Consider the following 22,213-nt stretch of genomic DNA (forward strand, 5'->3'; position numbering starts at 1 on the left):
CCTCGGCGTCGATTTCTAGAGTTCAAGGCGTTGCCGTTCACATACGGCAATGAACCGCGGCCCACTCTCGACACGTCTCGGGCGAACCCTGGCGTGCCTGGGGTGGCTGCTTTCGCGCCCCGCCATCTCATTGCACGGAGGTAAGTCATGAGTCTTAAAAATACCAACCGCACTCTCTTATGCAGCCTGATGTTCCCGGCCGCGCTGCTGCTCGCCCCGCAGGCCCAAGCACTGGACCTCACGCCCGACCTTGCCGGCGCCTGGACCTCGCTCGATACCGACGCGCTGCAGGCCGACGAGGTCGAAAGCCTGGTCGGTGCCCCTTCCGGGTCGCTCGGCCTGGCATACAAGGTCGACGTCGAGGGCGGCGCCGAGGATGGAACCGCCACGGGTTTCTACGACACCACGTTCACATTCGAAACCACCGGTGACGCCACGGGTGCGACGATCACCCAAAGCGGAATGTCAATCATCGACTGCCCATCGTGCTATCTCGTGGTCAAGGACGGCAACCATCAGCCGGCTCAATATCTCTTTGATATCAGCGGCTGGAACGGAACTGACGATATCAACCTGTCCGGGTTCTGGCAGGATCCTGCGCAAGGTGCGATCTCGCACATCGCGATCTGGAACGGCGACGGTAACGGCGGCGGCGGTGGCGGCGGTGGCGTCGTACCGATTCCGGAGGCCGAGACCTACGCCATGATGCTCGCCGGGCTGGGCCTGATCGGCTTCGTCGTGCGTCGCCGCAGGGCCTGAGCGGTCACCTCCCGAAAAAGCGCCGCGGGTCGGCGCTTTTTTTTGGTTTTTTTCCGAAAGGACCAAAAAAATTTCGCGTGGGCAGGGCTACCAGAGGGCGCGCGGGAGTGAGGGCGGCGTTTCGTAAGTAGTTGAAAAGTCGCAATGTAAAAGACAACGTGTGTGTGAGTACTCACCTAAAGTCTGTCGGGATGTCGACGTTATTGATGGAATCCCGAAAGGGCAAACCCGCCGCGAGGCGGGGGCGCAAAGCGACCGGTCTCGAAAGAGATAGCGGCGCTGCCGTGGATGACCCGTGCTGGGTCCCCAGCGTGTGCATGCCTGTCGGGAGTTCTTCGAACGCCAGGAGCCCCCATGTCACGTCACAGCCCATTCCCTGTCCACCTTTCCGCCACGCACCGCGCCGAGCGCGACGGCTCCGCCCGCCTCGGCCTAAGCCTGCTGGCGGCCGCCATGCTCGCGAGCTACGCCGGTCTCGGCGAAGCCGCGCCGCAGGCCACGCCGCCGGCTACGGTCGCGAAAGCGCAACCCTATCTCGGCTGGGCCAAGGGCCGGCTGCTCGTCGCGCCGCGAGCGGGCTTGCCCCCCGGCCAGCTCGACAAGGCACTCAGAAAGGTAAACGGGCGCTCGGCGACCCACATCAAGCCCTTGAACGTGCACGTCGTCGAGTTGCCGGTGGGTGCCGACGAGGTGAGCGCGGCGCGCGAGTTGCGCAAGAACCGCAGCTTCAAATACGTCGAACTCGACATGGCGGTTGCGGCGGCGGCTACGGTGACCGATCCCGCCTACGGCAACAGCTGGGCGTTGCCGAAAATCCAGGCACCGACCGCGTGGGACAGCAGCAACGGCAGCGGTGTGACCGTCGCCATCCTCGATACCGGCCTCGACGCCGTCCACCCCGATCTCGTCGCCAACGTCGTACCGGGCTGGAACGTCTACGACAACAACTCCAATACCGCCGACGTCAACGGTCACGGCACCTGGGTCGCCGGCGTCGCGGCGATGGCGGCGAACAACGCCAAGGGCAGCGCGGGCGTGGCGTGGGGCGCGAAGATCATGCCGATACGCATCGCCGATGCCAATGCCTACGCCTACTGGAGCACGGTCGCGCAGGGCATTTACTGGGCGGCGGACAACGGCGCCAAGGTGGTCAACATCAGCTACAACGGCGTGTCGGGAAGCTCGACCGTGCAGTCCGCGGCGCAGTATCTGCGCGGGAAGGGCGGCGTCGTGATCGTGGCGGCCGGCAATAGCGGCGGCCTGGAGAGCATCGCCGCCAACGACTCGCTGCTCACGGTCGCGGCGACCGATCAGAACGACGTACGTGCGAGCTTCTCCAGCTACGGCGCCTATGTTGACCTGTCCGCGCCGGGGGTGAATCTCTATACGACGACGGTCGGCGGCGGCTTCGCCAACGCGTCGGGCACCTCGTTTTCCAGTCCGGTCGTCGCCGCGACGGCCGCGCTGATGCTGTCGGCCAACGCCAAGCTTGCGCCTGCCGACGTGGACCGCATTCTCAAGGCGACCGCTCGCGATCTCGGTACGGCGGGCTATGACCAGTACCACGGCACGGGCCGCGTCAATGCCGCGTCGGCCGTGCAGAGCGCCAAGCAGACGATCGCGGCGGACACCCAAGCGCCAACGGTCAGCATCGCGTCGCCGACTGGTGGCCAGGTTTCCGGCGTGGTCCCGGTCGACGTCCTGGCGTCGGACAACGTCGGTGTGACGCGCGCCGACTTCTACGTCAACGGCCAGCTCGTCGCGACCGATGCGCTGGCGCCGTTCGCCTTCGCCTGGGACACGACGACCAAAGCGGACGGCAGCTACACCCTGAGCGTGCAGGCCTACGACGCCGCCGGCAACCGCGGGACGTCGCCTTCGGTCACCGTCACCAGCGGCAACGACAGCGCCGCCCCGACGATCGCCAGCTTCAGCCTGACCGACGGCATGAAGCTCTCGGGCAAGCAGATGGTCAAGGTCAGCGCGAGCGACAACCAGAAGGTCGCAAAGATTTCCTTGGTGATCGACGGCAAGGAAGTCGCCACCGCGTTCGGCGGTTCGCTCAGCTACAACTGGAATACCAACAAGCTGGCGCGGGGTGCGCACACCGTGACCGTGCGCGTGACCGACAACTCGGGCAACGTCACGACGAAGACCGTGACGGTCTACAAGTGAGCTGCCACACATGGCCGAATAGGGGAGCGCCCTTCGGGGCGCTTTTTTTCGCCTTATTGAACCGGCGGCCGGGCGAGTGCGGCCGCGACGCTGACCAGTTCCATGACCACCGTGTGCAGCCGCCCGGGCGACTTCAAGGCGCCGTTCTCCTCGTCGAACGCCCGATCAGCGTGCGGCAGCGAGAACTGCCCGGGCAGGACCACGACGCCGAGTGTATTCAGGATCTGGCGCAGGTGCGGCAGCATGCGCATGCCGCCGTACTGCCCGGGCGACGCGGCCAGGATCGCGGCGACCTTGTCCTGGTAGGGCAGCAGGCCCGATTCGCCCTGCCACTCGCGTGACACCCAGTCGAGCGTGTTCTTCAACAGCGGCGGCACCGAGCTGTTGTATTCGGGGCTCGCGATCAGCAAGGCATCGTGCGCCTTGAACAGGGCCTTGAGGCGTAGCGCATTGTCGGGCAGTCCGTCGCGCGCCTCGTCGTCGCCGTTATAGAGCGGCAGCGGGTAGTCGGCGAGGTCGATCAGCGTGGTTTCGGCGCCGGCCGCCTGGCAGGCGTCGGCGGCGAGCAGGATCAGCTTGCGGTTCCACGAGTCGCGGCGGATGCTGCCGGAAAAAGCCAGAATCTTGGGCATGGCGGGTCCTGGAGTGCAAACACCGCATTGTAGCGAGGCCCGTCTAAAGCGCCCCGGGGCGATGGCCGCGCCGGGGCAAAACCGGCACAATCGCCGATTCGTTCAGGAACGCGGGGACCCGGGGTGACGGGCGACACGACTGCAGCAAGCGAGCGCATGCGGCTCGACAAATGGCTATGGGCGGCGCGCTTCTTCAAGACGCGGAGCCTCGCGGTGCAGGCCATTGCGCATGGCCGGGTGCGGCTCGACGGCGAGCGGGTCAAGCCGGCGCGCGAAGTGAAGTGCGGCGACCGGCTCGATATCCAGATCGAGGTGCTCGAGTGGTCGGTGACCGTGCGCGGCCTGAGCAAGCAACGCGGTCCCGCGGCCGTCGCGCAGATGCTCTACGAGGAAGACCCGTCGAGCATCGCGCGCCGCGCCGAGCGCCGGCAGCAGCACGCGCTCGCGCCGAATCCCGCCGCCGCGATCAAGGGCCGGCCGACTAAGCGCGACCGCCGCCACATCCACCGCTTCACCGGCGGTTCCTGAATGGAGGCCTAAGCGGCGCCGGCACGGCCGTGTTTCCCGCAAGCCACGGCTAAACGCATAGAATCGCGGGATCCGCGAGTTTGCTGCGTTCATGACCGTTTTCCCCGTACCGCCCGCTCTCTGGCGCCGCCTGTGGCGCGGACTGCTTGCGCTCGCGGCGCTGGGCGTCGCAGGCGTCGTCGCGGCCGTGGCGCTGATGTTTCTCTATGTGCTGCCGAACATCGCCGACCACCGCGATACGGTCGCCGCGTTGATGTCGCGTGCGGTCGGCCAGCGCGTCACGCTCGAGGCGGTGTCCGGCGTGTGGCAGCGCGCACGCCCGGAGTTCCGTCTGCGTGGCGTGCGCCTGCACGACGAAGCGGGCGAGACGACGCTCCTGCTGCCCGAACTCGAGGCCGAATTCGCCTGGCGTTCGCTGCTGTTCCTCGAGCCGCGCTTCAGCCGCATCGAACTGCAGGGGCTCGCGCTCGACGTGCGGCGTGACCGCAGCGGCCACTTCTACGTCGGCGGGATCCCGCTAAATCCGGGCGATCCGCACGGTGGATTTTCCGGCTGGCTGCTACGCCAGGGGCGGGTCCACGTCGGCCAGGCGACGGTGACCTGGCGCGACGCCCTGCGCGGCGCGCCGCCGCTGACGTTCGAGGGCGTCGATTTCACGCTCAGCAAGGTGCGGCGCGAACATCGCCTGCAGGTCGCGGCGATTCCGCCCACCACGCTCGCGCGCCCGCTGCGTGTCGACGCGCGATTCCGCGCCCGCGACGTCGACGACGTCGCGACCTGGAGCGGGCGGATCAGCGCCACCGTTGCCGGGGTTTCATTTCCCCAGCTTGCGAAGTGGCTCGCGCTTCCCTATCCGCCGCAGCAGGGTTGGGGCGCGGTGCACGCGGACTTCACCTTGGCGCGCGGGGCGATCACCGGTGTTGAAGCAGCGGTCGACCTGCGCGAGATCGAAACGACGCTCGGCGAGGGCTTGCTGCCGCTGCGGCTCGCACGCCTGCACGGGCGCGCGGCCTGGCAGCGTGTGCGCGGCGGGCAGCGTCTGAGCTTCGAAGACATCCGCGTGGCGGAGGCAGGCGGCGCGCCCGGGGCGCCGTTCGACGTCGGCGTGGCCTGGGGCGAAGGCGGGCGCGAAGTCACGGCGCGCTCCTTCAACCTCGGGCGCCTGCAGTCGCTCCTTCCGCGGCTGCCAATCGAGGCCACGCTTCGGTCGCGGCTCGCCGCGCTGCGCCCGCAAGGCCAGCTCGATGTCTTGCAGCTGCGCTGGGCCGGCGCGAAGCCGACACTCGACGACTTCGCCGTCAAGGCGCATTTCCGCGGTCTGGCGATACGCGCGGTCGACAAGCGTCCGGGCGTGCGCAACCTGAGCGGGCGCATCGAAGGCGACGCGCACGCGGGCGCGTTCGAGATCGAGTCGCGGCGTGTCGGGCTCGATCTGTCGGCGTGGTTCCGCGAACCCGAGTTCGCGCTCGACACGCTCCACGCGCGCGGCAGCTGGAACAAGACCGCGCGCGGCCAGCGCCTGACGCTTGCCGCTGCACGCTTCGACAACGCCGATGCGGCGGGGACGGCGACGGGACAGTACGAACGCATTCCGGGGCAGCGCGGCATCATCGATCTGAACGCGCATCTGGATCGCGCGCGCGGGACCGCGGTCTACCGCTATTTTCCGAAGACGATCGGCGAGCGCACCGTCGACTGGGTCAGGCGCGGCGTCGTCGCCGGCGGCTCGGACGACGTGCGGCTCAAGCTCAGGGGCGACCTCGCGCGTTTCCCATTCGCCGACGGCGACGGCGTGTTCCGCGTCGACGTCAAGGTCAGTGACGGCGTGATCGACTACCTGCCAGGGTGGCCGCGCATCGAAGGCATCGACGCCCACCTCGCTTTCGCGGGCAAGACAATGGAAGTCAGCTCGAACACCGCGCGCATTTACGGCGTCGCGCTCGCCCCGGTGAAGGTCGTCATTCCCGATCTCATCCATCACGACGAGCTGCTGCAGGTCGACGGCGAGGCAGCCGGTCCGGTCGAAGACTTCATTCGGTTTGCCAACGCGAGTCCGCTCGGCGACCGCCTACGCGTCTTCACCGCCGGCCTCAAGGGCACCGGAAACATGAAGCTTGCGCTCGGTCTGCGCGTGCCCTTGCGCCGCAGTGCGGACGTCAGCGTCGCCGGACGGCTTTCCTTCCTCGACGACAGCCTGGCGTCGAGCGCGTGGCCGCGGCTCGAGAACGTGCGCGGCGACGTCGACTTCACCGGCGACAGCCTCAGCGCGCAGAACCTCGGCGCGCGATTCCTCGGTGGCCCGCTGCGCCTCGACGCGCGCACGGTCGGCGACGAGGTGCGCATCGTCACCCGCGGCCGCGCGACGGCGCCGGGCATCGCGGCGTGGCTCGGCCCGACCTGGGGCAGCCGCCTCAGCGGGCAGACCGTTTGGGACGGCGAACTCGTGCTTGCGCCGGGCGGCGAGCGCATGCGTGTCCAGTCCGACCTCGTCGGCCTGCGCAGTGCACTGCCGGCACCGCTCGCGAAAGCCGCCGCCCAGCCGCTGCCCTTGCGCGTGACGGGCCAGCCTCATGCCGACGGCCGGCAATACGACGTGCGCCTCGGCACGCGCCTCGGCGCGGCCTGGCACGCGTCGGCGGCCGGCGTGACGCAGGGCGAGGTCCGCTTCGGCAGCGCCGCGACGCTGCCGGACGAACCCGGCCTGCGACTCGCTGGACGCGCGCCGAACCTCGACCTTTCGGCCTGGCTCGAGCTGATGCCGCGCGGCGAGGGGGCGGCGCTGCCCATATCGTCAGTCGATCTCGGGTTCGACGCGTTCGACCTGGCCGGACGCCGCTTTGAGGACCTGCGCCTCCAGGGAGGCGCGCAAGGCGGCGCGCTGCGGACACAGGTCACGGCACGCGGCATGGACGGCGTGCTGACCTATGGCGCCGGAGACGACGGGCGGGCGCGCGTCGCCGCCCGGTTCCGCGAACTCACCATTCCGGCGCCTGCGCCGGCGGGCGCGTCGACCGATCCCCAAACGAACATGAAGGCGAGTGATTTTCCCGCGCTCGAAATGCGTGTCGATGATTTTCGCCTGCAGCAGCGCCCGCTCGGCCGGCTCGATCTCGTCGCCCATGGCGCACCCCAGGGGCTCATCATCGAGAACCTGAAGCTCGCGCACGCCGACAGCGTGTTCGCCATGAACGGGGTGTGGCGTGACAGCGGCGCCGGGGAGACGCGGGGAGAGCTGAGCCTCGAGGTCGTGGACGCGGGCAAGTTTCTGGCGCGCTTCGGCTATCCGGACACGCTGCGCGGCGGCCGTGCGAGCGTACGCGGCGACGCCGCGTGGGAAGGGTCGCCGGCCGATTTCTCGTTCGCAAGCCTTGCCGGACAGCTCGCGTTCAGCGCGAAAGGCGGGCAGTTCCTGCGTGTCGAGCCGGGCGTCGGCAAACTGCTCGGTGTGCTGAGCCTGCAGTCGCTGCCGCGCCGATTGAACTTCGATTTCCGTGATATCTTCAACAAGGGCTATGCCTTCGACGACATCGGGGCGACGCTGCGGGTCGCCCGCGGGGTCGTCTACAGCGACGATTTGAAGATGCGTGGTCCGGCGGCGAAGGTCAACATGTCGGGCCTTGCCGATCTCAACCAGGAGTCGGTGCAGTTGCGGGTCAAGGTGATTCCCAAAATGTCCGAAGGAGTGGCCGTCGCGGGCGCCCTGCTCGGCGGGCCGCTTGCGGGCGTGGGGGCACTCGCGGCGCAAAAGCTGCTGCGCGACCCGCTCGAAGAGGTCATCAGCCAGGAATACATGGTGACCGGGCCGTGGCAGGCGCCCGACGTCAAACGTCTCGCCAAAACCAAGGTCGAATCCAAACCCCCCGTAGCCGAACCCTGATGTGGAACCGTAGATGACGACAAAAAAGCCAGCAAAAACCACCGTCGCGCGTCCCAAAGGCGCCCAGGTCAAAAAACTCGCGCCCCAGCCGGGCGCGGTTCGCGTCGCCGCGATCCAGATGGCTTCGGGACCGAGCGTGCCTGCCAACCTCGCCGAAGCCGAGCGGCTCATCGAACTCGCGGTCCAGGCGGGCGCGCGTCTCGTCGTGCTGCCCGAATTCTTCTGCATCATGGCAATGAAGGACAGCTACGTCGTGAAGGCGCGCGAGGCCGAAGGCGACGGCCCGATCCAGACCTTCCTCGCGCGCATGGCGAAGAAGCACAAGGTCTGGCTGATCGGCGGCTCGGTCCCGCTCGAGGCGAGCGTGCCGAACAAGGTACGCAACAGCTGCCTGGTCTACGACGAGCGCGGCAAGCAGATCGCCCGCTACGACAAGATCCATCTCTTCGGCCTCGACCTCGGCAACGAGCGCTATCAGGAAGCCAAGCTCATCGAACCCGGAGACAAGGTCGTCGTCGTCAACAGCCCGTTCGGCCGCATCGGTCTGTCGGTCTGCTACGATCTGCGCTTCCCCGAGCTCTATCGTGCGATGCCGGATGTCGACATCATTGTCGTGCCGTCGGCCTTTACCGCGACGACCGGACGCGCCCACTTCGAAACACTGGTCCGCGCGCGGGCGATCGAGAACCTCGCCTATGTGATCGCCCCGGCGCAGGGCGGCTACCATCTTTCCGGCCGCGAAACCCACGGCGACAGCATGATCGTCGACCCCTGGGGCGTCGTGCTCGACCGCCTGCCGCGCGGCTCGGGCGTCGTCATCGCCAACATCAACCCGGCCTATCAGGCCAGCCTGCGCAAGAGCCTGCCGGCGCTGCAGCATCGCTTCATCCCCTGTCAGCAGATAGCGGTCGATGTCGTCGAGCGGCGCGCCGTGGCCAAACGCGAGCCCACGAGCAAACAGGACAAGCCATGAACCCGACCGACGCCTTCGTTCCGATCCAGTCCGCCGAACAGCTGTTCCGTTCGGCCGAAGCCACCCTGCTGACGCCGAACGGCCTCGACGCCGACAAGCTCGCACCGGTGTTCGGCCGTCTGCTCACGCACGACGTCGACTACGCCGACCTCTACTTCCAGTACAGCCGCTCCGAGGGCTGGAGCCTTGAGGAAGGCCAGGTCAAATCGGGCAGCTTCAACATCGACCAGGGCGTCGGCGTGCGGGCGATCTGCGGCGAGAAGACCGCCTTCGCCTATTCCGACGACATCAGTCTCGACGCGCTCGGCGCCGCGGCCGACGCGACGCGCGCGATCGCGCGGGCCGGACAGAACCGCAGCTTCGGCATGGTGCACCGCGGCGAAGGCCGTCTGCTCTACAACGCGGTCGATCCGCTCGTGAGCCTCGACGATGCAGCCAAGGTCGCGCTGCTCGAACGGCTCGAAAAGAAGGCGCGCGCGATGGATCCGCGTGTGATCCAGGTCATGGCAAGCCTCGCCTCGGAATACGAAGTCGTCTTCATCGCGCGTTCCGACGGCCATCTCGCGGCCGACGTACGCCCGCTCGTACGCCTGTCGCTGCAGGTCATCGCCGAGCAGGACGGCCGGCGCGAGCAGGGCTCGGGCGGTGGCGGTGGGCGCTTCGACTACAGTTATTTCACCGACGACATCCTCGAGAAATACGCGCGCCAGGCCGTGCATCAGGCGAGCGTCAATCTCGAGGCGCGCCCGGCCCCTGCGGGCAGCATGACCGTCGTTCTCGGCGCCGGCTGGCCCGGCATCCTGCTGCACGAGGCGATCGGACACGGCCTCGAAGGCGACTTCAACCGCAAGGGCAGCTCGGCCTTTTCCGGCCGCATCGGCGAGCGCGTCGCCGCCCCCGGCGTGACCGTCGTCGACGACGGTACGATCCCGCTCAGACGCGGCTCGCTCAACGTCGACGACGAAGGCAACCCGACCCAGCGCACCACGCTGATCGAGGACGGCGTCCTCACCGGCTACATGCAGGACATGATGAACGCGCGGCTCATGGGCATGCAGCCGACCGGCAACGCGCGCCGCGAATCCTTCGCCCACCTGACCATGCCGCGCATGACCAACACCCTCATGCTCGGCGGCGACAAGCATCCGCACGAGATCATCGCCTCGGTCAAGAACGGCCTCTACGCCGTCAACTTCGGCGGCGGCCAGGTCGACATCACGAGCGGCAAGTTCGTCTTCTCCGCCGCCGAGGCTTACATGATCGAGAACGGCAAGATCAGCTATCCGGTGAAAGGCGCCACCCTCATCGGCAACGGCCCCGAGGTGCTGACGCGCGTCTCGATGATCGGCAACGACATGGAGATGGATTCCGGCGTCGGGACGTGCGGGAAGGAGGGGCAGAGCGTGCCGGTCGGGGTGGGACAGCCGACGCTGAGGATTGATGGGTTGACGGTTGGCGGAACGGCCTGACAGCGTCTAAAAAGAACAAGCAGCGCGGCGCACCGCTAGAGGGGCGTCCGGATAACAAGAAAACGCATAACAACCTGAGGAGGAGAAATCATGCGTGCATTTCCCATAGCGTATGTCTTGTTTTTGAGTACGTCCGCGTTTCCTCTTGCAGCCCAGGCAGTCGCTGTTTCCGAGCTTCCAGCGTCGATCCAGTCCTGCATCACGTCAGGAAGTTGTGTGGTCAATTATCCGGGTGCTTACGATTCCGGAACAGCGAGCGCTTTTGAGATGTTTGACCTGTCGAGCCAGAAGTGGAATTGGCTAGTGCGATATAACCTGGTACCTCCGTCGGGCCAAACCGTCATCGGAGGAGGGCCGAACACCGCTTACAGCGGCTACTTGTGGATGCAGGTCGCAAGCAGTTACAGCGCTTCTGAGGCAGCCCACCCGGTCACCGTTTTTCTGGACAAGGTGACACCCGCACCCGACAGCATGTTTGACCAAAGCGGAGATTTGTCCCTGCTCGTGACGACCGCCGACTTGTTGGCAGGCGGCGCCTACTCGACGCTGGAAGACCACGGTGAGTATGGATACTTCGGTTCGGGGAGCTTGTCCGGTGAGCTCCCGCTGATCTGCCTTGCAGAGGGTTGCAAGATCGAGGCACGGCTTAATCTGTTGCAGTTGAACTACGCGAACGCGGGGTCGACGATCGTGATGACCGGCTTTGACGCCTCGGATATGCGCGGACTGGTTTATTCGCAAGGCTCGTACTATTTCGATGGCGAACCACCCTACGGCACGAAACAGGCCTTTTACATCGCCGCTGTTCCGGAACCCGGAATGGCGTGGCTGTTTGGTTTTGGCCTGCTCGGCGTTGGCGCCGTGGCACGGAGCCGGCGAACGGGCTTATAGACGGATCGGGCCGCGCAAACCCGTTAGCCACGGCCGCCGGCTTTTGGTAGACTCCGACGCATGATTCGTGCCGATACGTTCTTTTTTAGCCGCTTTTATCCCACGCCGCTGGCGGTCGGGAGGCGCTGAAGCGAACAGCACGGCCTTCACGAAACCGCCAGCCCGCTGGCGGTTTTTTTGTCTGCCGAGCCGCCGCGGGTAATCAAAACGAACGGAGCCTGAACATGTCTGCCACCCGAACCGACGACACCCGCATCGAGCAAAGCGGCGAACTGCTTGCGCCGATGCAGATCATGCGCGAGCTGCGCGCGAGCGAGGCCGTCCATGCGCACGTCGCGCGCGCGCGCGGCGCGATCCACGACGTCCTGCGTGGCGCCGACGACCGCATGTTCGTCGTCGTCGGCCCCTGCTCGATCCACGACCCCGAGGCCGCGCTCGACTACGCGCGCAAGCTCAAGCCCCTCGCTGACGAGCTCGCGCACGAACTCATCGTCGTGATGCGGGTGTATTTCGAGAAGCCGCGCACGACCGTCGGCTGGAAAGGGCTCATCAACGATCCCCATCTCGACGAGAGCTTCGACATCAACGAGGGCCTGCGGCTCGCGCGAAAATTGTTGCTGGAGATCAACGAAATCGGACTGCCCTGTGCGACCGAATTCCTCGACCTGATCTCGCCGCAGTACATCGCCGACCTCGTGAGCTGGGGTGCGATCGGTGCGCGCACGACCGAGTCGCAGTCGCATCGCCAGCTCGCGTCGGGGCTGTCGTGTCCCGTCGGCTTCAAGAACGGCACCGACGGCAGTCTGCGGATCGCGGTCGACGCGATCAAGGCCGCGGCGGCGCGCCACCATTTCATCTCGGTCACCAAGTCGGGCCACGTCGGCGTCTTCAGCACCTCGGGCAACGAGGACGCCCACGTCATCCTGCGCGGCGGCAAGGCGCCGAACTACGACGCGGCGAGCGTCAATCTCGCGAGCGGCGAGCTGGCGGCGGCGGGTCTCAGACAGCAACTGATGATCGATTTCTCGCACGCCAATTCGAGCAAGCAGTACCAGCGCCAGATCGAAGTCGCCGCCGACGTCGCCGCTCAAATCGCGGGCGGCGACACCCGCATCATCGGGGCGATGGTCGAGAGCCACCTCAATCCGGGCCGTCAGGACCTCGTCCCGGGGCAGTCGCTCGAGTATGCGAAGTCGATCACCGACGCGTGCATCGGGTGGGAGGACACGATTCCCCTGCTGCGCACGCTCGCCGACGCGGTGAAAAAACGCCGGCTGGCCGCGCCGGCGGATGAGGAATGAGCGCGCTTACGGGGTAAAATGCGCGTGGCGGGCCTCCCCGCATGGCTAAGTCGTGAATCGGGTCAGGTCCGGAAGGAAGCAGCCACAGCGATCCATGCCAGTGCCGGGGTTCTGGCTCGCCATTCCTGGCCGCATTCGGGCGGATACTGCGTTGTCGCGCCTTGCCGTACTGATCTGTACTGTCTGCGGCGCGCCGCCTTGCCTCCGCCCGAATGCGGCCAGGAATGGCCATAGCCACCGACATCACCCATGACTGACCTCTTCGGCGAATCCGCTTCCCCCGCAATGGCGCTGGCGCGCAAATGGCGGCCGCGCGCGTTTGCCGATCTGCGCGGCCAGGAGCATGTCGTGCAGGCGCTGTCGAACGCGCTGACCCAGGGGCGACTGCATCACGCCTACCTGCTCACCGGCACGCGCGGCGTCGGCAAGACCACGCTGGCGCGGATTCTCGCCAAGTGCCTGAATTGCGAAAGCGGCGTGAGTGCGACGCCTTGCGGGACCTGCTCGGCGTGCACCCAGATCGACGCGGGACGCTTCGTCGACCTGCTCGAGCTCGACGCGGCGTCGAACACCGGCGTCGACAACATGCGCGAGGTGCTCGACAACGCGCAATACGCGCCGACCGTCGGCCGCTACAAGGTCTACATCATCGACGAAGTGCACATGCTCTCGAAGCCGGCCTTCAACTCGATGCTGAAGACGCTTGAAGAACCGCCCGCGCACGTCAAGTTCATCCTCGCGACGACCGATCCGCAGAAGATTCCGGTGACGGTGCTGTCGCGCTGCCTGCAGTTCAACCTCAAGCCGATGACGCCCGCGCTCGTGGCCGGGCACCTCGGTGACGTGCTCGCCCAGGAGCGCGTCGACGCGGAACCTGCCGCGCTGAACCTGCTCGCGCGCGCGGCCGCCGGCAGCATGCGCGACGCGCTCTCGCTGACCGACCAGGCGATCGCCTACGGCGGCGGCAGGATCGAGGCGGCAGCGGTCGAGGCGATGCTCGGCACCGTGCGTCGCGATTATCTGTTCGACCTGCTCGACGCGCTGGCGGCGGGTGACGGCGACGCGCTCATGACGCAGGCGCGCCTGCTCGCCGAACGCGGCATCGCGTTCGACGCGACGCTGCAGGACCTTGGCAACCTGCTGACCCAACTGGCGCTCGTGCTGCACGCGCCGGGCGCCGTCGAGGACGGCGCGGACGCCGAGCGGACACGCGCGGCCGCCGAAAAGCTCGACGCCGAAACGGTTCAGCTCTATTACCAGATCGCGCTGAACGGCCGCCGCGACCTGCCTTACGCGCCCGACGAGTTTTCCGGGTTCTGCATGACGCTGCTGCGCATGCTGGCCTTCGCGCCGGCGACCGATCCCACGCCGCGCAGCCCGGGGGGCGGACGCGCCCCTGTCGCCTCGGCGGACTCGACGCCGGCCGCTGCCCCCCTCGCCGCACCTGCGCCGGCCCGCGTCCCGGCCGCAGCGCCAGCGCCTTTGCAGCAACCGGAAGCCGCCCGCCAGGTGGCCTCCGCTGAGCCGCTCGCAGCCGAGGACGCCGACTCCCCTCGCGCTGCTGCGGCTCCGCCGGACGCGCCGTTCGTCGCCGCCGAGCCGGCACCCGCTGCGCAATGGGACTGGCTCGCCGTCGTCGCGGGGCTCCGGCTCGGGGGCATGGCCAAGATGCTCGCCGACCATTGCGAACTCGTCGCGCAGACAGGCGACTCGGTCACGCTGCGGGTCGGCGAAGCGCACAAGCATCTGCTCGACCGCGCCTATCAGGACCGGCTCACTGGCGCGCTGCGCGAGAAGTACGGGCCGGCGCTCCAGATCACCTTCGAGGTCGGCAGCGCGGCAGATCAGACGCCGCAACAGGTGCGCACGCGGATCAAGGAAGCGCGCCAGGCCGAAGCCATCGCCGCGATCGAGGCGGACCCGTTCGTGCGCGAACTGGTCGAGCAGTTCGGCGGCCAGGTCGAGGCTTCAACCATCCAGCCGCTGGCGCCCTGAGCCGGCAGGCCTCAGCGCGCGGGCGAGCACGCGATCAACATTGACCCGACTCGGGACATCAGGAGAAACAGCATGATCAAGGGCGGCATCGGCAACATGATGAAGCAGGTGCAACAGATGCAGGAGAACATGGCCAAGATGCAGGCCAAGCTCGCCGAGATCGAAATCGAGGGGCAGAGCGGCGCCGGCATGGTCAAGGTCACGATGACCTGCAAATACGACGTGCGTCGCGTCGCGATCGACCCGAGCCTGATGTCCGACGACAAGGAAATGCTCGAGGACCTCGTCGCGGCGGCCGTCAACGACGCCGTACGCAAGGTCGAGACGACCGTGCAGGAAAAGATGGCCGGCGTCACCGCCGGCCTGCCGATTCCACCCGGGATGAAGCTGCCTTTCTGAGCGGCCCGAGCGCGAGATGCAACCCGCCGCGCTGGAAAGCCTGATCAACGCGCTGCGCGTGTTGCCGGGGGTAGGCCCCAAGTCAGCGGCGCGCATGGCCTATCACCTGCTCCAGCGCGACCGGCGCGGCGCGGAGACGCTGGCCGGCGCGCTCGGTCATGCATTGACCCATCTGCACCACTGCCGCCTGTGCAACAATTTTTCCGAAGCGGAAGTCTGCGAGGTCTGCGCGAGCACGCGGCGCGACCGGCGGCAGCTCGCCGTGGTCGAGATGCCGGCCGACTTCAACATGATGGAAGCCACGCAAAGCTACAATGGGCTGTACTTCGTGCTGATGGGGCGGCTGTCGCCGCTCGACGGCATCGGGCCGCGCGAGATCCATCTCGACCGCCTGATCAACCGTGCGCTCGACGGCACCGTAGAGGAAGTCATACTCGCGACCAACTTCACGCCCGAGGGTGAGGCGACCGCCCACACGATAGGCGAGTTGCTCAAGGCGCGCGGCCTCAAGGTCAGCCGCCTGGCGCGCGGCGTGCCGGTCGGCGGCGAACTCGAATACGTCGACAGCGGCACGCTCGCCCAGGCGGTGCGCGACCGCCGCGCGCTGTAGGCGGCGCCGCACCGCGACGCCCCCGGGCGACGCAGGATAAAAAACGGACACACTCACTTTCGGATGACGCAATGGAACTGACCGCACTGACCGCCCTTTCCCCCCTCGACGGCCGCTACGGCGGCAAGACTGCCGCGCTCCGCGACTTCTTCAGCGAGTACGCGCTGATCAAGTACCGCGTCATCGTCGAGATCGAATGGCTGAAGGCGCTCGCGGCCGAACCCGCGATCACGGAGGTCCCGGCCTTCTCCGACGGTGCGATCGCGCTGCTCGACGCCATCGCCGACCGTTTTTCTGTCGCGGACGCGGAGCGCGTGAAGGCGATCGAGGCGACGACCAACCACGACGTCAAGGCGGTCGAATATTTCCTCAAGGAAAAAACCCGGGACAACGCCGAGATCGGCGCGGTCTCCGAGTTCATCCATTTCGCGTGCACCTCGGAAGACATCAACAACCTGTCGCACGCGCTGATGCTCAAGGGCGCGCGCGACGCGGTCCTGCTGCCCGCGCTGGAGAAGCTCATCGCGCGCCTGAGCGACCTCGCCCACGAACTCGCCGACCTGCCGATGCTGTCGCGGACCCACGGCCAGCCGGCGTCGCCGACCACGGTCGGCAAGGAGCTCGCCAACGTCGTCTACCGTCTGCGGCGCGCCTGGGACGGCATCGGCGCGGTCGAGCTGCTCGGCAAGATCAACGGCGCCGTCGGCAATTACAACGCCCATCTGTCGGCCTACCCCGACCTCGATTGGGAAGGCTTCGCGAGCGATTTTGTCGGCCATCTCGGGCTCAGCTTCAATCCCTATACCGTACAGATTGAGCCGCACGACGCGATGGCCGAGCTTTACGACGCGATCGCGCGCACCAACACCGTACTCATCGACCTCGACCGCGACGTCTGGGGCTACATCTCGCTCGGCTACTTCAAGCAGAAGACCAAGGCCGGCGAGGTCGGGTCGTCGACGATGCCGCACAAGGTCAACCCGATCGACTTCGAGAACAGCGAGGGCAACCTCGGTCTTGCCAACGCAGTCCTGCGCCATCTCGCTGAAAAGCTCCCGGTCTCGCGCTGGCAGCGCGACCTCACCGACTCGACCGTGCTGCGCAACATGGGGGTCGGCTTCGGCTACAGCCTGCTCGCCTACGAATCCTGCCTGCGCGGCCTTGGCAAACTCGAGGCGAACCCCGCGGCGCTGGCGACCGACCTCGACGCCAACTGGGAAGTGCTCGCCGAGCCCATCCAGACCGTCATGCGCCGCTACGGCGTCGCCAACCCCTACGAGCAGTTGAAGGACCTCACGCGCGGCAAAGGCGGCATGAGCCGCGAGACGCTGCATGCGTTCATCGACGGCTTGGCGATCCCCGCGGGCGAGAAGGACCGCCTGAAAGCCATGTCACCGGCGTCCTACACGGGCAAGGCGGCGGAGCTGGCGCGGCAGATCTGATTCGCGACAATCGAAACGGAGGCCTCATGTCTGAACATGCTCTCGACGTCGGCCTGGCCGACTTTACCCAATGGGTGCTCGAGGAGTCGAAGCGCCGCCCGGTCGTCGTCGACTTCTGGGCGCCGTGGTGCGGGCCGTGCAAGTCGCTCAAGCCTGTGCTCGAGAAGCTCGCGGCCGAATATGGCGGCAAGTTCCTGCTCGCCAAGGTCAACTCCGACGATAACCAGGAACTCGCCGCGCGCTACGGTGTGCGCGGCATCCCAAGCGTCAAGGCGTTCATCGACGGCCAGCAGGTGGACGAGTTCTCGGGCGCGCTGCCCGAGGGCGAGGTGCGCGCGTTTCTCGACCGGCTGATTCCGAGCCCCGCCGAGGCGCTGCGCGAGCAGGCCGCCGATGCCCGCGCCCGAGGCGACTCGGCGGCCGCCCTCGAGCGCCTGGCCGAGGCGTCCAGACTCGATCCTGCCCACCTCGGCGTGCGTCTCGACGCGGCAGAAAACATGCTCGACCTCGGCGAGGCGGATGAAGCGAGCCGCCTGCTCGCCAGCGTGCCGGACGACGCCGATCCGCGTGTGGCGCAGCTGAAGGCGCGCCTGCGGTTCACCGGCGCGGCGGGCGAGGACGAGAACGCGCTGCGGGCGCGCCTGGCGGCGAACGAGAATGACCACGGCGCACGGCTCCAGCTCGCCAACCTGCTCGTCGCCGCGGGTCAATACGAAGCGGGCATGGACGCGTTGCTCGAAATCGTGCGCCGCGACCGCAGTTTCGAGGACGATGTCGGCCGCAAGACGCTGCTTTCGGTGTTCAACCTGCTTGGCCCGGGCGAACTGGTGAGCCGCTACCGTCGCCTGCTGGCAAGCGCGCTCAATTGAGGCGAAGAGGTAGGGCTCGGGCGATGCGCGGCCGGGAGGCCACGAAATCAACAGGGCCTGGGCCTCACCGGCCCTGAATCCCGACCCCTGACCCCTGACCCGCGACCCCTACTCCAGCGCGACGTAGCGCACCTCGATGATCTCGACCTCGCGACGCCCGTCGGGCGTCTGCACCACGACGGTGTCGCCCTCGCGCGCCTTCAGCAGTGCGCGCGCCATCGGCGACATCCAGGCGATGCGCCCGCGGCTCGCGTCGGCTTCGTCGAGGCCGACGATCGCGTAGGTGGATTCGCTGCCGTCCGCGTCGGCGACGGTGACGGTCGCGCCGAAAAACACCTGGTCGGTCGCCGCGCGCGTCGCCGGGTCGACGACCTCGGCGTGCTCGAGCCGCTTGGACAGGAAGCGGATGCGGCGGTCGACTTCGCGCAGACGCTTCTTGCCATAGATGTAGTCGCCGTTTTCCGAGCGATCGCCGTTGCTTGCCGCCCACGAGATCGTTTCGACGAGCTTGGGGCGCTCGACCTTCCACAGCTGATTGAATTCGGCGTCGAGCCGCGCGTAGCCGGCCGGCGTCATATAGTTCTTGGCGCCAGCCGGCAGGGCCGGTGCGGCGATCTCGGCGCCGTCGTCCGCGTCGTCGGCGTCGGTTTCCTTGACGAAAGCTTTGTTCATCGGCCCAGTAGGTAAGCAAGCAGGGAGAGCAGCAGCGACGAGAGAATGACGCTGGTGAAGGGGAAGTAGAATGTCCGGCGGCCGCGCGCGATGCGCACGTCTCCCGGCAGCCGGCCGAAGCCGAGCCGAGTGAGCCAGGGGGTGAGCAGTCCGAGCACCAGCAGGGCTGCAAGCAGCGTAAGCAACCACTTCAACATGAGGAGATTTTAGTCGATGGACGCGCCCCAGTTCGAACGCACCCGGATATTGCTCGATCCAGCCGAGCAGGCTCGGCTCGCGCGCGCACACGTCCTCGTCGCGGGGCTCGGCGGCGTCGGCTCGTATTGCGCGGAGGCGCTTGCCCGCGCCGGGGTGGGGCGGCTGACCCTCGTCGACCACGACGTCGTCGCCGCGTCGAATATCAACCGCCAGCTTCCCGCGCTGCTGTCGACGGTCGGGCAGGCCAAGGTCGACGTCATGGCCGCGCGCATCCGCGACATCAATCCGGCGTGCGAAGTCGTCGTCGTGCGCGAATTCCTGATCCCCGAGACCGTCGCCGAGCGCGTCCCGGCCGACGTCGACTTCGTCGTCGACTGCATCGACTCGCTCAACTGCAAGGTCGCGCTCGTCGCGAGCAGCGTCGAACGCGGGCTCAACGTCGCTTCGAGCATGGGCGCGGGGAACAAGCTCGACCCGAGCCGCATCCGGCTGGCTGACATTTCGAAAACCAGCATGTGCGCGCTCGCCGCGGTCATGCGCAAGCGGTTGCGCAAACGCGGCATCGCGAAAGGCGTGCTGACCATTTTTTCGGACGAACCCGGGCGCGCGCCGCTGCCGCCGCAGCCGGTCGAGGGGCGCGGTCGCGCGCGCGCGGTCAACGGCACGATCAGCTACATGCCGCCCTTGTTCGGCCTCATGCTGGCGGGGGCAGTCGTTCGGAAGATGATCGCTGGCGGGTCGGCAGCCACGGAAGCCCCGGCGGTCGCCCCGCCGCCGCAAAACCCGGGCGAAAAAAACGCCGGCGCGGCCGGCGTCTGAGCGGACAGGGAATCCGCTCAGGCGGGGTCGGCCTTGCCTGCGGCGCGTACGCGTAGAACCACGAGGCCGAGCGCGGCGAGCAGCATGGCCCAGGTTTCGGGCTCGGGAACCGCGAGCGTCGCGGCGCCGATGATGTAGGACCCGGCAGGAAGGCCGAACAGCCCGCTGCCTATGGCCTCGCCCTCGATCTGCAGCGTGTAGTTGCCGACGCCGAAATAGGTGCCGGTTGGCAGCATCAGGAGGTCTCCCCCCGAGACCGGGGTGAAGGTCACGTAGGGCGTGCTGCTTGCGCCTTTGAAGATGATCGCGCTGAGCCCCGTGATGTCGGTGATGTTGCCCAGAGAAAGATCGAAGACGCCGGAACCGGCGTAAAGCCCGCCGGTGATGTCAAAGCTGAGGGCGTGATCGATCGTGCCCGCGTCGGCGACCGCGAAGAGCTCGCCGTAGAGTTCGCCGCCGTCGAAGGCGCCGAGATAGTGTGTGTCGACTAGTTGCAGCGTGACCGCCTGGGCGCTGCTCGCCAGGGCTAGACCGGCCAGAAGACCGAGTGTGCGCAGTGTCATGAATACTCCTCCAAACAGGATCGGGGTTTATGTTTGTTATGGAGGCCGGAAAAGCAAGAACGGTGCCGCCCCGGAGACGTGTTGATTCGTCAGCGCATTCGCCCTCGGCGAGTGCGGGGATGTAAAGAAGTCCGACGCCCATATCAGACAATTCCGACTTGACGCCCCGGGGGGCGCGCTCCGAGCATTCGTGCGGAGCCGACCTCTATCCGCCGCCGGGCGTATTGCTCGAGGGCGCCCGATCAGGACGGATCGGGGGCCGCGTCGTCGAGCAGGCCCGTCGGCAGGCCGTCGACGCTGACCTGGTTTTTCTCCCGCCAGTACTCGACAAGGCCGACCGGCCCTTTCTTTTCGACCCAGCGCGCAAGGGTTTCGCGCTCGCCGAGGTAGCGGTAGCGCGGCACCGCGTAGCCGCACGAGGTCTGCACCGAGTCGATGTCGAGCACGATGATTTGCCGCTCGCCGGGCAGGTCGGCGAAGTGGTGACGAAGCGCGGCCCACTCTGCGTCCTGGCGACGCACGACGCGGCCGCGGCCGTAGGCGCGCAGGATCAGCGGATCGGCGTCGAAGCTGCACCACATCATCGTGAGTCGGCCGTCGTGCCTGAGGTGGGCCGCGGTTTCGTTGCCGCTGCCGGTGAGATCGAGGTAGGCGACGCGCACGTCGGACAGCACGCGCACGCTGTCCATGCCCTTGGGCGAGAGGTTGAGGCGGCCATCGGCCGTGCCGCTCGCAGTGAAAAAGACCTTCTGGGCGGCGATGAAGGCGCGGTGTCGGGCCTCGAGTGCGGGATAGAAACGTGCCATCAGTTGATCTGCCGCTTGAGAAACTCGTTGAGGATGCGCAGGCGCGTGACGCTGTCGTTCATTTCGAGCAGGTTCTGCTTCACGCTGAGTTTCAGCGGAAGGACCTCCGACAGCCGGTAGCTGACCCAGACCGCGTCGTCGTAGGCGTGCGGCGCAGGGAAGCGTGCGTCGCCGTACTCATCCACGATGTGGCGCAGGATTTCAACCGCCAGGCCGAGCTCGTCGGGAACCGCGGTGGGCGGCTCGGCACTCACGTCCTCGACGCTCGCCACGAGCAGCCCATCCGGCTCGACGGCGCTGCGGCGGATGACGAAACGGTGTGCGGCCTGCGTCTCGATATGGAAAATGCCGGCCTCGGGCATGTCCCACTCGGTGATCCGCACGACCGTGCCGACCGGGTAGGGCACGGCAGGCGTTCCGGTTTCCCGCCCCTCTCGGATCGCGCAGATGCCGAAGACAGAGTCCTCCGCGATCGCGCGCTTGACCATGTCGATATAGCGCTGCTCGAACACCCGCAGCGGCAGCCGCCCGCCCGGAAAGACCAGGGTGTTGAGCGGAAACAGAGGCAGCCCTGCTTGCGCCACCCGGCCGCTCACCCCTCTTCGGCCCAGCGCGGGATCAAGGCGTGCGCGATGTCGAGCTGGTCGAGGATGCGCGCGACGATGAAGTCGACGACGTCCTCGATCGAGCGCGGACGGTGATAGAACCCGGGATTGGCCGGCAGGATCACGGCATTCATGCGCGACAGCGCGAGCATGTTCTCGAGATGGAGCGTGGAAAACGGCGCCTCGCGCGGCACGAGCACGAGCTTCTTCTGCTCCTTCAGCATCACGTCGGCGGCACGTTCGATCAGGTTGTCCGCAAGGCCGTGCGCGATCGCGGCGAGTGTGCCCATCGAACACGGACAGACGACCATCGCGTCGGCCGGGTTGGAGCCCGAGGCGACCGGCGCGTTCCAGTCTTCACGTCCGAACACGCGCAACTGGCCGTCGCCCACGCACAGGCTTTCGCGAAGCTGCCCTTCGAGATCGCACGGCCGCGCGGGAAGCGCGATGCCGAGTTCCTGCTTGGCGACGACGTGCGCCGCCTGGGACAAAAGCAGGTAGACGCGGACGTCGGCGGCGAGCAGGCATTCGAGCAGACGCAGGCCGTAGGCCATGCCCGAGGCGCCGGACAGCGCGAGTGTGACGGTCTTGGGGGCGGTGTGCATGGCGCGGATTGTCGCCCGGATGCGG

General features: G+C 67.3%; 21 protein-coding genes, 1 other RNA gene and 1 riboswitch. Of the genes, 15 read left to right on the top strand and 7 right to left on the bottom strand.

Annotation, left to right across the window (positions count from 1 at the left end):
• The first annotated feature begins 147 nt into the window (after positions 1 to 147).
• The gene (locus TBD_RS15075) at positions 148 to 759 is read left to right on the top strand and encodes a PEP-CTERM sorting domain-containing protein (protein ID WP_011311018.1); all 612 of its coding nucleotides are present in this window, start codon (positions 148 to 150) and stop codon (positions 757 to 759) included.
• A gap of 211 nt (positions 760 to 970) precedes the next feature.
• Positions 971 to 1,046, top strand: a riboswitch (cyclic di-GMP riboswitch).
• 67 nt (positions 1,047 to 1,113) lie between these two features.
• On the top strand, positions 1,114 to 2,934 hold the full coding sequence (locus tag TBD_RS02565; protein ID WP_011311019.1) for a S8 family serine peptidase: 1,821 nt from the start codon (positions 1,114 to 1,116) through the stop codon (positions 2,932 to 2,934).
• A gap of 53 nt (positions 2,935 to 2,987) precedes the next feature.
• Here the strand turns inward: TBD_RS02565 and TBD_RS02570 are convergent, their stop codons facing one another.
• The gene (locus tag TBD_RS02570; RefSeq protein WP_011311020.1) at positions 2,988 to 3,566 is read right to left on the bottom strand and encodes an NADPH-dependent FMN reductase; all 579 of its coding nucleotides are present in this window, start codon (positions 3,564 to 3,566) and stop codon (positions 2,988 to 2,990) included.
• Positions 3,567 to 3,722: 156 nt separating this feature from the next.
• On the opposite strand from TBD_RS02570, the gene TBD_RS02575 reads away from it, so the two are divergent.
• The 12 genes from TBD_RS02575 (at position 3,723) to TBD_RS02625 (ending at position 17,920) form a co-directional block, all read left to right on the top strand.
• The gene (locus tag TBD_RS02575; protein WP_041432875.1) at positions 3,723 to 4,094 is read left to right on the top strand and encodes an RNA-binding S4 domain-containing protein; all 372 of its coding nucleotides are present in this window, start codon (positions 3,723 to 3,725) and stop codon (positions 4,092 to 4,094) included.
• A gap of 91 nt (positions 4,095 to 4,185) precedes the next feature.
• Positions 4,186 to 7,971 carry a YhdP family protein gene (locus tag TBD_RS02580; RefSeq protein WP_011311022.1) on the top strand — a complete coding sequence of 1,262 codons (3,786 nt, stop codon included), beginning with the start codon at positions 4,186 to 4,188 and terminating at the stop codon, positions 7,969 to 7,971.
• A gap of 13 nt (positions 7,972 to 7,984) precedes the next feature.
• Positions 7,985 to 8,944: a carbon-nitrogen hydrolase family protein gene (locus tag TBD_RS02585; RefSeq protein ID WP_011311023.1), complete on the top strand. Its 960-nt coding sequence runs from the start codon at positions 7,985 to 7,987 to the stop codon at positions 8,942 to 8,944.
• The gene (gene tldD, locus TBD_RS02590; RefSeq protein WP_011311024.1) at positions 8,941 to 10,413 is read left to right on the top strand and encodes a metalloprotease TldD; all 1,473 of its coding nucleotides are present in this window, start codon (positions 8,941 to 8,943) and stop codon (positions 10,411 to 10,413) included. The genes TBD_RS02585 and tldD overlap by 4 nt, the downstream gene beginning before the upstream one ends.
• 90 nt (positions 10,414 to 10,503) lie before the next feature.
• Positions 10,504 to 11,304 carry a PEP-CTERM sorting domain-containing protein gene (locus TBD_RS02595; RefSeq protein ID WP_011311025.1) on the top strand — a complete coding sequence of 267 codons (801 nt, stop codon included), beginning with the start codon at positions 10,504 to 10,506 and terminating at the stop codon, positions 11,302 to 11,304.
• Between the two features lie 224 nt (positions 11,305 to 11,528).
• A complete protein-coding gene (locus TBD_RS02600; RefSeq protein WP_011311026.1) occupies positions 11,529 to 12,605 on the top strand; it encodes a 3-deoxy-7-phosphoheptulonate synthase in 1,077 nt (358 codons plus the stop codon).
• Between the two features lie 26 nt (positions 12,606 to 12,631).
• An RNA gene (gene ffs, locus TBD_RS14175) (signal recognition particle sRNA small type) lies at positions 12,632 to 12,729 on the top strand.
• 125 nt (positions 12,730 to 12,854) lie between these two features.
• A complete protein-coding gene (gene dnaX / locus TBD_RS02605) occupies positions 12,855 to 14,600 on the top strand; it encodes a DNA polymerase III subunit gamma/tau (protein WP_011311027.1) in 1,746 nt (581 codons plus the stop codon).
• Between the two features lie 75 nt (positions 14,601 to 14,675).
• A complete protein-coding gene (locus tag TBD_RS02610; protein WP_202943219.1) occupies positions 14,676 to 14,999 on the top strand; it encodes a YbaB/EbfC family nucleoid-associated protein in 324 nt (107 codons plus the stop codon).
• 16 nt (positions 15,000 to 15,015) lie between these two features.
• On the top strand, positions 15,016 to 15,609 hold the full coding sequence (gene recR, locus TBD_RS02615; RefSeq protein ID WP_011311029.1) for a recombination mediator RecR: 594 nt from the start codon (positions 15,016 to 15,018) through the stop codon (positions 15,607 to 15,609).
• A 71-nt stretch (positions 15,610 to 15,680) separates the two neighbouring features.
• Positions 15,681 to 17,051 (top strand): adenylosuccinate lyase, encoded by a 1,371-nt coding sequence (purB, locus tag TBD_RS02620; RefSeq protein ID WP_011311030.1) that lies wholly within the window; start codon positions 15,681 to 15,683, stop codon positions 17,049 to 17,051.
• 26 nt (positions 17,052 to 17,077) lie between these two features.
• Positions 17,078 to 17,920, top strand: coding sequence for a thioredoxin family protein (locus TBD_RS02625; RefSeq protein WP_011311031.1), 843 nt, complete (start codon positions 17,078 to 17,080; stop codon positions 17,918 to 17,920).
• A gap of 108 nt (positions 17,921 to 18,028) precedes the next feature.
• Here the strand turns inward: TBD_RS02625 and greB are convergent, their stop codons facing one another.
• Entirely contained in the window at positions 18,029 to 18,592 is a 564-nt protein-coding gene (gene greB / locus TBD_RS02630; RefSeq protein WP_011311032.1) for a transcription elongation factor GreB, read from the bottom strand.
• On the bottom strand, positions 18,589 to 18,789 hold the full coding sequence (locus TBD_RS02635) for a DUF2905 domain-containing protein (RefSeq protein ID WP_011311033.1): 201 nt from the start codon (positions 18,787 to 18,789) through the stop codon (positions 18,589 to 18,591). Before TBD_RS02635 ends, greB begins: the two co-directional genes overlap by 4 nt.
• Positions 18,790 to 18,805: 16 nt before the next feature.
• On the opposite strand from TBD_RS02635, the gene TBD_RS02640 reads away from it, so the two are divergent.
• The gene (locus TBD_RS02640; RefSeq protein ID WP_011311034.1) at positions 18,806 to 19,609 is read left to right on the top strand and encodes a tRNA threonylcarbamoyladenosine dehydratase; all 804 of its coding nucleotides are present in this window, start codon (positions 18,806 to 18,808) and stop codon (positions 19,607 to 19,609) included.
• Positions 19,610 to 19,626: 17 nt separating this feature from the next.
• Here TBD_RS02640 and TBD_RS02645 read toward each other — a convergent pair whose 3' ends face one another.
• From TBD_RS02645 to TBD_RS02660, 4 genes are all read right to left on the bottom strand, one after another.
• Complete coding sequence (locus TBD_RS02645) at positions 19,627 to 20,172, bottom strand: PEP-CTERM sorting domain-containing protein (RefSeq protein WP_011311035.1); 546 nt, start codon at positions 20,170 to 20,172, stop codon at positions 19,627 to 19,629.
• A gap of 242 nt (positions 20,173 to 20,414) precedes the next feature.
• Positions 20,415 to 20,978, bottom strand: coding sequence for a pyridoxamine 5'-phosphate oxidase family protein (locus TBD_RS02650; RefSeq protein WP_011311036.1), 564 nt, complete (start codon positions 20,976 to 20,978; stop codon positions 20,415 to 20,417).
• Positions 20,978 to 21,574: an LON peptidase substrate-binding domain-containing protein gene (locus tag TBD_RS02655; RefSeq protein ID WP_148202996.1), complete on the bottom strand. Its 597-nt coding sequence runs from the start codon at positions 21,572 to 21,574 to the stop codon at positions 20,978 to 20,980. Before TBD_RS02655 ends, TBD_RS02650 begins: the two co-directional genes overlap by 1 nt.
• Complete coding sequence (locus tag TBD_RS02660; RefSeq protein WP_011311038.1) at positions 21,571 to 22,188, bottom strand: flavin prenyltransferase UbiX; 618 nt, start codon at positions 22,186 to 22,188, stop codon at positions 21,571 to 21,573. Before TBD_RS02660 ends, TBD_RS02655 begins: the two co-directional genes overlap by 4 nt.
• Positions 22,189 to 22,213 lie beyond the last annotated feature (25 nt).

The organism is Thiobacillus denitrificans ATCC 25259 (genome assembly GCF_000012745.1).
Classification (GTDB): domain Bacteria; phylum Pseudomonadota; class Gammaproteobacteria; order Burkholderiales; family Thiobacillaceae; genus Thiobacillus; species Thiobacillus denitrificans_B.